General features: G+C 64.3%; 11 protein-coding genes. 6 read left to right on the top strand and 5 right to left on the bottom strand.

From position 1 onward, the window contains the following. Positions 1 to 33: 33 nt before the first annotated feature. From mnmG to pepN, 5 genes are all read left to right on the top strand, one after another. A complete protein-coding gene (gene mnmG / locus U5A89_RS19385) occupies positions 34 to 1884 on the top strand; it encodes a tRNA uridine-5-carboxymethylaminomethyl(34) synthesis enzyme MnmG (protein WP_338162642.1) in 1851 nt (616 codons plus the stop codon). Beyond that, complete coding sequence (gene rsmG, locus U5A89_RS19380; RefSeq protein ID WP_338162641.1) at positions 1881 to 2525, top strand: 16S rRNA (guanine(527)-N(7))-methyltransferase RsmG; 645 nt, start codon at positions 1881 to 1883, stop codon at positions 2523 to 2525. The genes mnmG and rsmG overlap by 4 nt, the downstream gene beginning before the upstream one ends. Beyond that, positions 2522 to 3304 (top strand): ParA family protein, encoded by a 783-nt coding sequence (locus tag U5A89_RS19375; protein ID WP_338162640.1) that lies wholly within the window; start codon positions 2522 to 2524, stop codon positions 3302 to 3304. The genes rsmG and U5A89_RS19375 overlap by 4 nt, the downstream gene beginning before the upstream one ends. Continuing rightward, a complete protein-coding gene (locus U5A89_RS19370) occupies positions 3301 to 4227 on the top strand; it encodes a ParB/RepB/Spo0J family partition protein (protein ID WP_338162639.1) in 927 nt (308 codons plus the stop codon). Before U5A89_RS19375 ends, U5A89_RS19370 begins: the two co-directional genes overlap by 4 nt. 96 nt (positions 4228 to 4323) lie before the next feature. Beyond that, on the top strand, positions 4324 to 6924 hold the full coding sequence (gene pepN / locus U5A89_RS19365) for an aminopeptidase N (protein ID WP_338162638.1): 2601 nt from the start codon (positions 4324 to 4326) through the stop codon (positions 6922 to 6924). A 22-nt stretch (positions 6925 to 6946) separates the two neighbouring features. On the opposite strand, the gene U5A89_RS19360 is transcribed toward pepN, so the two are convergent. The 4 genes from U5A89_RS19360 to U5A89_RS19345 are packed head-to-tail and all read right to left on the bottom strand — an operon-like array spanning position 6947 to position 10550. Further along, complete coding sequence (locus tag U5A89_RS19360; RefSeq protein WP_338162637.1) at positions 6947 to 7558, bottom strand: ABC-type transport auxiliary lipoprotein family protein; 612 nt, start codon at positions 7556 to 7558, stop codon at positions 6947 to 6949. A gap of 32 nt (positions 7559 to 7590) precedes the next feature. Further along, entirely contained in the window at positions 7591 to 8553 is a 963-nt protein-coding gene (locus U5A89_RS19355; RefSeq protein ID WP_338162636.1) for an MlaD family protein, read from the bottom strand. A 3-nt stretch (positions 8554 to 8556) separates the two neighbouring features. After that, on the bottom strand, positions 8557 to 9441 hold the full coding sequence (locus tag U5A89_RS19350) for an ABC transporter ATP-binding protein (protein ID WP_338162635.1): 885 nt from the start codon (positions 9439 to 9441) through the stop codon (positions 8557 to 8559). Beyond that, positions 9441 to 10550, bottom strand: coding sequence for an ABC transporter permease (locus tag U5A89_RS19345; protein WP_338162634.1), 1110 nt, complete (start codon positions 10548 to 10550; stop codon positions 9441 to 9443). The genes U5A89_RS19350 and U5A89_RS19345 overlap by 1 nt, the downstream gene beginning before the upstream one ends. A gap of 98 nt (positions 10551 to 10648) precedes the next feature. Between U5A89_RS19345 and U5A89_RS19340 the strand changes: the two genes are divergently transcribed. Continuing rightward, a complete protein-coding gene (locus U5A89_RS19340; protein ID WP_338162633.1) occupies positions 10649 to 11326 on the top strand; it encodes an HAD family hydrolase in 678 nt (225 codons plus the stop codon). 95 nt (positions 11327 to 11421) lie between these two features. Here the strand turns inward: U5A89_RS19340 and U5A89_RS19335 are convergent, their stop codons facing one another. Continuing rightward, positions 11422 to 11988, bottom strand: a complete 567-nt coding sequence (locus tag U5A89_RS19335) for a thiamine phosphate synthase (protein ID WP_338162632.1) — start codon at positions 11986 to 11988, stop codon at positions 11422 to 11424. Between the last annotated feature and the right edge of the window lie 8 nt (positions 11989 to 11996).

The raw sequence follows: 11996 nt of genomic DNA, 5'->3' as shown, positions 1-11996 counted from the left end.
ACCCGGCCCCCCTGACTCTGATAAGGGCAGGCCATGCGAACAAGCTATGATGTGATCGTGGTCGGTGGCGGCCATGCAGGTTGCGAAGCGGCCGCCGCGGCAGCGCGCAAGGGCGTGTCCGTCGCGCTGCTGACATTCGAACGTGCGACCGTTGGCGCCATGTCCTGCAATCCGGCGATTGGCGGATTGGGCAAGGGCCACCTGGTCCGCGAAGTCGATGCGCTGGACGGCCTGATCGCGCGCGCCGCCGACGCCGCCGCGATCCATTATCGGATGCTCAACAGCAGCAAGGGCGCCGCCGTGCAGGGACCACGCGTGCAGGCTGATCGCCAACGCTATCGCGCCGCCATCCACCAGATGCTCGACGCGCAAGCCGAGCTTGAGATTGTCGAGGGCGATGCCGTTGCATTGCTGATCGGCAATGACGCGGTCACTGGCATAGCTTTGGCGGACGGCCGCGCGCTTACCGCCGCCGCGGTCGTGCTGGCTACCGGCACCTTCCTGGGCGGGAAATTGTTTCGCGGCGACGAGCGCGAAACTGGTGGCCGGATCGGCGAACGCGCCGCCAGCGCACTGGGCGTCCAACTCCGCTCCCTCGACCTGCCGATCGCCCGGCTGAAGACCGGCACGCCACCCCGCCTGGACGGCCGCACCATCGATTGGGCCAGGCTGGAAACCCAGCCGTCTGATGCGGCAGGCTGGACCATGTCGCCGCTATCGGACAGCCGCGTCCTGCCGCAACTCGCCTGCGCCATCACGCGCACCAACGACGCAACGCATGCGATCATCCGCGAAGGCATGGATCGCTCCCCCTTGTTCAGTGGTGCCATCGAGGGGCGGGGGCCGCGCTATTGTCCTTCGATCGAGGACAAGGTGCTGCGCTTCGGTGATCGCGATGGGCATCAGATTTTCCTGGAGCCTGAAGGGCTGGACGATCCGCTCGTCTATCCCAATGGCATCAGCACCTCTCTCCCCACCGATGTTCAGATCGCCATGGTCCGGTCGATGCCGGGACTGGAGCAGGTCGAGATCGCCGTGCCGGGCTATGCGGTTGAATATGATCATATCGATCCGCGCGCGCTCGACACCACATTGGAGGTGCGGCAACTCCCCGGCCTGTTCTGCGCGGGCCAGATCAATGGCACGACCGGCTATGAAGAGGCTGCAGCCCAGGGACTGGTTGCCGGCGTCAACGCCGCCGCCCGTGCGCGTGGGGAAACGCCCATGGTTCTGGATCGCGCCAGCAGCTATATCGGCGTCATGATCGACGATCTGGTGTTGCAGGGCGTGACCGAACCTTATCGAATGTTGACCGCACGCGCCGAATATCGATTGCGGCTGCGCGCCGATAACGCCGAAACCCGGTTGGGACCAATCGGCCTGAGCCATGGCGTCATCGGTCCGGCGCGAGCGGAACGATTGGCTCAGCGCCAAAGCCAGCGGGCGGTGATCGAAACCGCGCTGAATACACAGATGACCGCCAGCGAAATGGCGCGCGCGGGCGCTACTGTTCGCCAGGACGGAGCGCGCCGCATCCTGTTCGAGTGGGCACGTTTTCCCGAAGTCGACAAAGCGCTGCTCTGCAACCTGGTGCCCGTGTTGCGCGAAGCCCCCGCTGATCTGCGCGACGAGATATTGGAGGACGCACACTACGCCCCCTATCTCCAACGCCAAGACGCCGAGATTGCTGAACTGCGGCGCAACGAGCGCGTCGTCATCCCCGCCGATTTTGACTTCCGCACCATCGGCGGTCTGTCGACCGAAATGATCGAGCGGCTAGACGCGGCCCGCCCGGATACGCTGGCAGCTGCCGGGCGAATCCGCGGCATCACCCCCGCCGCGCTGGCCGCCATTCTCGTCCATATCCGCCGGGTGGCCGCGTGACCGAAGACGAAGCCCGCGCTTGGCTGACGGCGCAATGCGATGTTTCACGTGAAACATGGGATCGGCTGGAACGCTATGTCGCCATCCTGCTATCCGCGATGGACGAGCAAAATCTGATCGCGGTATCGACCCGGCCGCATATCTGGGCGCGCCACATCGTCGATTCCGCGCAGTTGCTCCTCCACACGAAAAGCGCTGGCGAAGGCGAATGGCTCGACCTGGGATCGGGAGCAGGGCTGCCCGGCATTGTAATCGCCTGCCTATCGGATCGACCGGTGATGATGGTGGAATCCCGACGTAAGCGGATCGACTTCCTTGAGGACGTCATCGCCGACCTACGTCTCACCCATGCCCGTGTCTTCGGCGGTCGTGTCGAAATGGTGCCGCCGACCAGCGCTGCCATCATCAGCGCACGCGCCTATGCGCCGCTACCCAAATTGTTGGAATTGGCGCTGCACCTTTCTGACAAAAAAAGCCTCTGGGTGCTGCCCAAGGGACGAAATGCGCAAAATGAACTGGAGGCGGCGCGTTCGACATGGCAAGGTGTGTTTCACGTGGAACCCAGCGTGACGGACGCCGATAGCGCCATCATTGTTGCCCATGCCGTAGCACCCGTCGCCAAGAGGAAAGGCCGAGGATGATCCGCATCGCCATCGCCAATCAGAAGGGCGGCGTGGGCAAGACCACCACCGCGATCAATCTCGCTACCGGCTTAGCGGCCACGGGATTGCGCGTATTGCTGGTCGATCTCGATCCGCAGGGCAATGCTTCCACCGGCCTTGGCGTTGGCCATGCCGACCGCGCGCAATCCAGCTACGACCTGCTGGTCGGCAATTGCGCGCTCGACGATACCATCATCGCCACCCGCGTGCCGAAGCTCGACCTGGTGCCCGCAACGCAGGATCTATCGGGCTGCGAAATCGAGCTGATCGATTACGAGCAGCGCACCCATCGGCTGGAGCGGGTGCTCGCCGAAGCTCAGCCGGGGCGATGGGACATCTGCCTGATCGATTGTCCGCCGTCGCTGGGCCTGTTGACCATCAACGCCATGGTCGGCGCGCAATATCTCTTGGTCCCGCTGCAATGCGAATTTTTTGCGCTCGAAGGCTTGTCGCAACTGCTGCAAACAGTCGAGCGTATTCGCGGTCGTTTCAATCCTGGCCTGTCGATCATGGGCGTGGCGCTCACCATGTATGATCGCCGCAATCGGCTGACGGATCAGGTCGCCGACGATGTACGCGCGTGCCTTGGCGATCTCGTCTTTTCGACCGTCATCCCCCGCAATGTGCGCTTGTCCGAAGCGCCCAGCCATGGCGTCCCGGCGCTGATCTACGACTTCCGCTGTTCGGGGTCGGAAGCCTATATGCGTCTGGCGCGCGAACTGATCGCGCGCCTGCCCCGACAGGAGGTTGCCGCTTGAGCGACGAAACGACCGACAAGCCCAAGATTGCCAAGCGTCCTCATGGCCTGGGCCGCGGGCTGTCCGCCCTGCTGGGCGACGTCGCGCGCGAAGAACCGGTCGCACCGAGCGCCATCCCCGCCAATGGCAAATCGGTGCAGAGCATCGAAGTCTCGCTCATCCAGCCGCATCCTGAACAGCCGCGCCGTCATTTCGATGACGGCGCGTTGCAGGAACTGGCCGACAGCATCGCCAAGCGCGGCATCATTCAACCGATCATCGTACGCCCCCATGGCGGCGGGTTTCAGATCATCGCGGGCGAACGCCGCTGGCGCGCCGCGCAACGGGCGCAGCTCCACCGTATTCCGGCAATCGTCCGCGATTTCGACGAGCAGGAAACGCTCGAAATCGCGCTGATCGAAAATATCCAGCGCGAGGATCTGAACCCGATCGAAGAGGCCGAGGCCTATCGCAAGCTGATTGCCGAATTTCACCATAGCCAGGAAGCGCTAGGCCGGATCGTCGGCAAATCGCGCAGCCATGTTGCCAATCTCATGCGCCTGCTGGAACTGCCACAAAGCGTGCAGCAGCAGGTGATGGAGAGCAAGATCAGCATGGGTCATGCCCGTGCGCTGATCGGCGTGCCGGATTGCGAAGCGCTGGCCCGGCAGGTGGAAGATAAAGGCCTGTCCGTTCGCGACACCGAACAGTTGGTCCGCCGCGTGAAGACCGGTGCCGAAGCGACGACAGTGAAACGAAACAGCGGCGCACGAGACAAAGACCCGGATATCGCCGCGTTGGAACAGCATCTGGCCGACATATTGGGTTTGAAGGTCGATATCGTGCATGAGGGCGGATCGGCCGGTGGTACGCTGTCGCTGCGCTATTCCAATCTCGACCAGCTTGATATGCTGTGCCAGCGCCTGTCGGGCGAGCGCATCTAAGTCTGAACGCCGCTAAGCGCGAAGTTCGATGGGTTCGAGACAGGGCTGACGTAAAGCGCACTGGTCTTTTGCGACCCTGCTCCCTAGGTTGATCGCATGGCCGACATGCTCTCCACTAACGCCGCGGCGCCTGCCGTCATTCGCCGCCTGGACTATCGTCCGCCCGACTGGCTGGTCCCGACCATCGCGCTCGACTTCGATCTCGACCCAGCCATGACCCGGGTAAAGGCGACGCTGTCCGTCACGCGCAACGGCGATCATGACCGGCCATTGCGCCTGGATGGCGAAGGCATCGTGCCGCTGGCGGTCTGCGTCGATGGCCGTTCGCTCGCGCAGGACGAATGGCATCTCGAAGCGGGCGCGCTCATCATCGCGCTGCCGGGGGAAGCCCATGACGTCGAGACGCTGGTGGAGCTGACGCCCGAGGGCAATAGCAAGCTGATGGGTCTCTATGCCAGCGGCGGGCTGCTCTGCACCCAATGCGAAGCGGAAGGCTTTCGGCGCATCACCTTCTTCCCGGATCGCCCCGATGTCCTCTCGCGCTACAGCGTGCGCATGGCGGCAGACAAGGCGCGCTTCCCCATCCTGCTCGCCAACGGCGATCCGATCGAGCAGGGCAACCTTGACGACGGTCGTCATTATGCGCGGTGGGACGATCCCTTCCCCAAGCCCTGCTATTTGTTCGCGCTGGTGGCGGGTGAACTGTCCTGCAACGCCGACCGGTTCGTAAAGATGAGCGGGCGTGAGGTGGCGCTTGGCATCTGGGTGCGGGAGGCTGACCTCCCCCGCACCGATCACGCGATGCAGGCGCTCAAGAACAGCATGGCCTGGGACGAGCGCGTCTATGGCCGCGAATATGATCTGGACGTCTTCAACATCGTGGCGGTGGCCGATTTCAATTTCGGCGCGATGGAGAATAAGGGTCTCAACATCTTCAATTCGCGCTACATATTGGCCGATCCCGAAACCGCGACCGATATCGATTATGACGGCGTCGAAGGCGTTGTCGCGCATGAATATTTCCACAACTGGTCGGGCAATCGCGTCACCTGTCGCGACTGGTTCCAGCTTTCCCTGAAGGAAGGCTTCACCGTCTTTCGCGACCAGAATTTCTCCGCCGACATGGGGTCGCATGCGGTGAAGCGGATCGAGGATGTCCGCATTTTGCGCGCCGGTCAGTTTCAGGAGGATAGCGGCCCGCTCGCCCATCCGGTGCGGCCTGAATCCTATATGGAAATCAGTAACTTCTACACGGCGACCATCTATAATAAGGGTGCCGAACTGATCCGCATGATGGCGCTGATGATGGGGCCGGAGCGGTTCCGCGCAGGCACCGACCTCTATTTCGACCGGCATGACGGCGACGCCGCCACCTGCGAGGATTTCGTACAGGCGATGGAGGAGGGAGGGGCGATCGACCTCATCCAATTCCGCCGCTGGTATGAGCAGGCGGGCACCCCGCATGTCCGCGCCCTCATCACCCATGATCCTGCAGCACAGACTGTCGAATTGACGCTGGAGCAGTCGATAGCGCCGACCCCCGGCCAGACCGACAAGCTGCCGATGGCGATCCCGCTACGCACGGCGCTTTTCGACGCCGCTACCGGCGGCCATCGCGACGACGACCTGCTGATGCTGACCGAAGCCAAACAGAGCTTCACCTTCACCGGCTTTACCGATGCGCCAATCCTATCGATCAACCGCGGCTTTTCCGCGCCCGTCATCGTCGAAACCAACCGCAGCCAAGCCGACCTTGCTTTCCTGTCGGCCCGTGACGACGATCCCTTCGCCCGCTATGAAGCGATGCAGCAATTGATGGTCAATGTGCTGGTCGGCCGGATCGCCGGGCAGAGCGTGGATGCCGAAGCGGTCGTCGCGGCCGTGCGCCACACCATCACCGATCCGCTGCTCGACCCCGCCTTCATCGCCGAAGCGATCCGCCTGCCAAGTGAAGCCTATCTGGGCGACCAGATGCAGGTGGTCGATCCCGATGCGATCCACGCGGCGCGCGATGCCTTGCAACAGACGATCGGCCTGGCGCTGGAGCCGCTATGGCGCGACATCCATGCCCGGACCAAGGCCGACGCCTTCGCCCTGTCACCCGCCGCCAAGGGCGCGCGCAAGCTGCGTAGCATGGCGCTCCATTATCTGGTGGCGTCCGGCGTGCAGGATGGCCCCGCCATCGCCTTCGCGCAGTTCAGCGACGCCGACAACATGACGGAACGGCAGGCGGCGTTGGCGACCCTCGCCAATGGCGACAGCGCTGAGCGGGAAGCCGCGCTCGACATCTTCTACAACCGCTATCGCGACGACGCGCTGACGCTCGACAAATGGTTCCAGACGCAGGCGTTCGCGCTACATCCCGATACGGTAGAGCAGATCGCGCAACTGGCCCAGCATCGCGACTTCACGCTGGCGAACCCGAATCGGGTGCGATCGCTATTCGGCGCCTTCGCCGCGAACCAGTGGGCGTTCCACCATATATCGGGGCGCGGCTACAGCCTGGTTGCCGATTGCATTATCGCGCTCGACCGGCTCAACCCACAGACGGCAGCACGGCTGGTGCCGCCGCTTGGCCGTTGGAAGCGGTTCGAGGAAGGGCGCGCGGCCCTGATGCGAGCGGAACTGCAACGCATCCTGGCGCAACCCGGCCTGTCCAAGGACGTCATGGAACAAGTAGGGAAGAGCCTGGACTAAGGTTTCCCCGCTTAGGGCAGCGTCAGTCCTTCACCGCCGCCGCCCAGGCCGCCACATCGGCCGCTACCTTGTTGGCCGCCATGTTGAGCGGCATGCCGATCGTCGTCGCCTCGATCTTGCCGCCCACCGGCTGGCTCGCCGTAAAGCGCTGACGCGCCAATGCGACGCCATTGGGCGTGGTCAGCACCGCGTCATAGGTGACGACGGCCGCATTGCTCGCCGAGTCGATCCCGAACGCCACCAGTTCGCCGCTCAATCGCTGGCCGCCATCACCGGAAAACTGCCCGGCATCCAGCACCACGCGGTCGGTGGTGGCGGAGATCGTTTCGGCCAGCAGTCCGCGGAACAGATGGCGCGGCGTGTCGGCCCACTGCACTTTGGTCACATAAGCGACCGACGTCGGCGATAGCACCACCGGCACCCGCACCGTATCCAGCATCTTGGGCGCATTGGGATCGGCCACGATCAGCGTCCGTCCGCCACCGGCCACGCGCGACGCCCCAGCTGGCACCTTCTGCGTAGCGTCCAGCGTCAACAGCTGCGCCGGCGGCTTGGGACCGAAGGATACGCAGCCCGACAGCAGCATTGCAGCGGTCAGCGCGGCAAAGGCGCTTTGGTGTTTCACATGGAACATAGTCCGCGTCTTTCTCATCAATGTGTCGGGCATCATGGCTTATAGTCCGGCAGCTTGGGCGATCCGACCAGCGAACCTGCACCCTGCTGATCCAGCTTTTCCGCAACGCCGCGGAAGGAGCGCGACATTTCGCGCAGGTCGCGGACCAGCTGGTTGACCTCCGGCATGGTCTGGGTGCTGAACGCCTTCACGCCCGGCTGCGCCTCGCCAATGGTCTTGTCCAGCGTCTCGATGCTGTGGGTCGCGGCCTGTACGCTCTTGCGCAGATCGGCCATCAACGGCTTGCCTTCGTCGGTCAGCATCGAATCGGTGGTCGCGGCCAGCTTGCCGATCTGTTCGACGGCGATGCCGGTGCGCTGCACCGCGATCCGCGCTTCGGCCAGGGTGGCGGCGATTTCCGGGCTGCGATCGGCCAGGGCGCCCGACACGCGCTCGACATTGGCAAGGATGCCCGCGATCGAGCGTTGATTCTTGTCGTCCAGCAATTCGGTCAGCCGCTCGGTCAGCGTCGATATCCGCTCCAGCAGCTGCGGCGCGTTGTTGAGCAATTCGCCCAGCGCGCCCGGCTTGGTCGGGATCACCGGCACGCCATCGGGGCAAGCCGACGGCACGTTATTGGCGGGGCAGGCGATCGGCGGCGCGCCCTTGACCGCGCCGTCCAGCACCACTTCGCTGACGCCGGTAAAGCCGACGCCCGCGATCGTCGCGGTCGTGCCCTGCAGCACCGGCGTGCCGTCCTTCACCGAAATGCGGACCTTCACAAAGCTGGGATCCTGCTTCCACAATTCGATATTCTCGACCTTGCCCGATGGGACACCGGCGTAATTGACGCTGGACCCCTTGGCGAGGCCGCTGACCGATTGTTTGAAGAAGATGTCAAACTCCCTGTTCTCGCCATCGGAGAGGCGCGAGAACCAGAAGGCGGCGGCCATGATCGCGGCCAGCAGCAACAGCGTGACCGTGCCCACCAGCACATGGTTGGAGCGGGTTTCCATATCCTATCGCCTTCCGTCCGACGGGCTGAGCGCCGCCTTGGTCTGTGCCCGATCCTTTTCCCGCGACACCGCCGCCGTGGCGGCCCGGCCGCGCGGACCGTTGAAATATTCCTGAATCCAGGGGTGATCGGTTGCCAGCAACTCGTCGATCGTCCCGACCGCCGTCACCTTCTTGTCCGCCAGCACCGCCACCCGATCGCAGATGGAATAGAGCGTATCAAGATCGTGGGTGATGAGGAAGACGGTGAGGCCCAGCGTCTGCTGCAACTTGCGCGTTTGGTCATCGAACGCCGCCGCGCCGATCGGGTCCAGGCCCGCGGTCGGCTCGTCCAGAAACAAGAGGTCCGGGTCCAGCGCCAGCGCGCGGGCCAGTCCGGCGCGCTTCTTCATGCCGCCGGACAGTTCGGACGGATATTTGGGACCGGCTTCGGTCGGCAGGCCGGTCATGCGGATCTTGTAGGCGGCGATCTCGTCGCGCAACTGCGCACCGATATTGGGATAATATTCGCGGATCGGCACTTCGACATTCTCGGCCACCGTCAGCGTCGAAAACAGCGCGCCGCCCTGAAACAGCACGCCCCAGCGCTTGCGGATAGCCAGCGCCTCATCATCCGACCGCCCGACCATGGATTCGCCGAAGACATGGACCTCGCCTTCGTCCGGCGTCTGCAGGCCGATGATCGCGCGCATCAGCACCGACTTGCCGGTGCCCGATCCGCCGACCACGCCCAATATCTCGCCCCGGCGCACGTCCAGGTCCAGCCCGTCATGCACCAGCTGGTCGCCGAAACTGTTGCGCAGGCCACGCACGGAAATGGCGATATCGGACGTTTGCAGCGCCTGCTCGATCCGCTCTTCCTCGGCTTGGCTGATATCCTCTTCGCTCATCAGTTCCAGCCTACCCAGGTGAAGAAGACCGCGAAGAAAGCGTCGATCACGATCACCAGGAAGATCGCCTGGACGACCGCCGCGGTGGTGCGCAGCCCGACTTCCTCGGCATTGCCCTTGACCTGCATCCCCTGGAAACAACCCGACAGCGCGATGATGATGCCGAACACCGGCGCCTTGATCAGGCCGACCCACAGGTCGGTGATCGGCACGACTTCGCGCAGACGCTGCAGGAAGGTGATGGGCGGAATTTCCAGCGCGATCGCGCAGAGGAACCCGCCGCCGATCACCGCCATTACCGACGCGTAAAAGCCCAGCAGCGGCATCATGATGACGACCGCCAACGTACGCGGCAACACCAGCGCCTCCATCGGCGATACGCCGATGGTCCGCATCGCGTCGACCTCTTCGGTCAGCTTCATCGTGCCCAATTGCGCCGCAAAGGCGGAGCCGGAGCGTCCAGCCACCATGATCGCGGTCATCAGCACGCCCAGTTCGCGGAACGTCAGGCGGCCGACCAGGTTGATCGTCAGCATCTCCATGCCGAACTGGCGCAACTGCACCGATCCCTGCTGCGCGATGACGATGCCGATCAGGAAACTCATGAGGCCCACAATGCCCAGCGCGGACACGCCGACCACCTCGAACCGCTGCACCACGGCGTTGACGCGGAACCGATGGGGATGGCGGATGACATTCCAGGTCGCGATCAGCGTCGCACCAAAGAAACCGAGCAGCCCCATCAACGTCGTGCCCGACGCGACCACCGCTTCGCCGATCTGGCCGACGACGCGCGTAAGTGCGGGCACGGGCTCCGGCCGGATCGGCATCGGTTCGTCCAGATCGCAGATCGCGTCGATCAGGCGCTGCTGCTCTTCGCTCGCGCCTTTAATCTCGCAACCCAGCCGCCTGGCGGTGCGATGCACGGTCCAGGCACCGATCGTGTCCATATGCTCGACATCGGACAGGTCGATCGCGCTGACCGGTTCGTGCACCGCTTCCAACCGCGTCGGCAGGTCGCCCAGACAGGCAATCGCTAGCGATCCTGAAAGCCGGACCACGGTTCCGCCGTCGCGCTTTTCCTCTGCAAGTTCGGCGGCTTTGTTCATGCGATGGGATTAGTGATCCATTATCGGTTGCACGGCAAGCCGAAACGGCCCATCCGCAAGCCAGAACGAAGGGCAACGGCAAAAGTTTCGGACACGACATGACGACCCACAGGCTGGCCATTTACGACATGGACCGCACCGTGACCTTCACCGGCACCTATACCGGTTTCCTGATCCATGTGGCGCGGCGGATGGCACCATGGCGGCTGGTGCTTTTCCCCTGCGTCATCCTGTTGATGCTGGCCTATATCCTCAAGCTGGTCAGCCGACAGCGGTTGAAGGAAGTCAATCAGGCGCTGATGATCGGCTGGAACGTCGAGCGCGCGAAATTGATGCCGCATGTCGAAAGCTATGCCGACCGGGTGATCGCCAGTAACCTGCGCGCGGGCGCGGTGGCGCAGATCGCGCAGGATCGGGCCGACGGCTATCGGCTGGTGCTCGCCACCGCCTCCTACCGCCTGTACGTCGAACCGATCGCGCGGCGGCTGGGCTTCGACGCGGTCATCGCCACCGATCATCTGAGCCAGGATTTGCGCTATGTCCGCGCAAAGATCGCGGGCGAAAATTGCTACGACACCGGCAAGCTGCGCATGATCAAGGCGTGGATGGCCGCCGAAGCGATCGACCGCAGCCAAGCGCATATCCGCGCCTATTCCGACCATGTATCGGACGCGCCGATGCTGGAATTCGCCGACATCCCCTTCGCATCCAACCCGCACCGGCCGCTGGCAAAACTGGCGGCGCAGCGAGGCTGGACGCGGATCGACTGGAAATAGACCAGGTGTTCCCGCGCAGGCGGGAACCCAGTCCCGCCGTTGCGATTAACCGCATCATCGGAACTAGGCTCCCGCCTTCGCGGGAGCACGGTGCTTCACCCCGACAACCCATCGATCGCGGCCAAGCCGTCCGCGCCGATCGCGCGCAGCATAGGCCGATGCCCCCGACGCACGCCGCCTAACGCCATCACCGGCATGTCGACCTGCCGCGCCAACGCCGCAAAGCGCACGCGCCCCAACGCATCAGCGCCCGGGTGCGAGCGGGTCGGGAAGAGGGGCGACACGAAACACAGATCGGCCCCAGCCCGCCGCGCCGCCACCGCCTCCCGTGCGTCATGCACCGCCCGGCTGCGCAGCAACGGGCGCACAGCGGCGCGCGCATCCCGCCCATGCACGCCATCGGCCCGCCACGCCGCCGCCTCCCGCGCCGACCCGGCCAGCAGCAGCACCAGCCGCCGCCGCCGCGCCACAGCGCGCAACGCTTCGAACAACGCCCGTCGCGCCACCGGATCGGTCCGATAATGCCGAAACGCGATCCCGCCGCGCCCCTTGGGCAAGCGCGCCGCCGCCGCCAGCAGCGCCGCAGCCCCCACTCGCTCATCGGTCATCAGCCAAAGCGAGGGCAGGGGGCCGGTCGGATTTTTGCGGTGGCGATGGCGCATGACCATCG

This window comes from Sphingobium sp. HWE2-09, assembly GCF_035989265.1.
GTDB lineage: Bacteria > Pseudomonadota > Alphaproteobacteria > Sphingomonadales > Sphingomonadaceae > Sphingobium.
This window is presented reverse-complemented; position numbering and strand designations above follow the sequence as displayed.

Excerpts from the sequence above, each read along its gene's own strand:
- U5A89_RS19345 (WP_338162634.1), bottom strand. The coding sequence starts at position 10,550 with ATGAACAAAGCCGCCGAACTTGCAGAGGAAAAGCGCGACGGCGGAACC.
- U5A89_RS19355 (WP_338162636.1), bottom strand. The coding sequence starts at position 8,553 with ATGGAAACCCGCTCCAACCATGTGCTGGTGGGCACGGTCACGCTGTTG.
- U5A89_RS19350 (WP_338162635.1), bottom strand. The coding sequence starts at position 9,441 with ATGAGCGAAGAGGATATCAGCCAAGCCGAGGAAGAGCGGATCGAGCAG.
- U5A89_RS19340 (WP_338162633.1), top strand. The coding sequence starts at position 10,649 with ATGACGACCCACAGGCTGGCCATTTACGACATGGACCGCACCGTGACC.
- U5A89_RS19375 (WP_338162640.1), top strand. The coding sequence starts at position 2,522 with ATGATCCGCATCGCCATCGCCAATCAGAAGGGCGGCGTGGGCAAGACC.
- pepN (WP_338162638.1), top strand. The coding sequence starts at position 4,324 with ATGGCCGACATGCTCTCCACTAACGCCGCGGCGCCTGCCGTCATTCGC.
- U5A89_RS19335 (WP_338162632.1), bottom strand. The coding sequence starts at position 11,988 with ATGCGCCATCGCCACCGCAAAAATCCGACCGGCCCCCTGCCCTCGCTT.
- mnmG (WP_338162642.1), top strand. The coding sequence starts at position 34 with ATGCGAACAAGCTATGATGTGATCGTGGTCGGTGGCGGCCATGCAGGT.
- U5A89_RS19360 (WP_338162637.1), bottom strand. The coding sequence starts at position 7,558 with ATGTTCCATGTGAAACACCAAAGCGCCTTTGCCGCGCTGACCGCTGCA.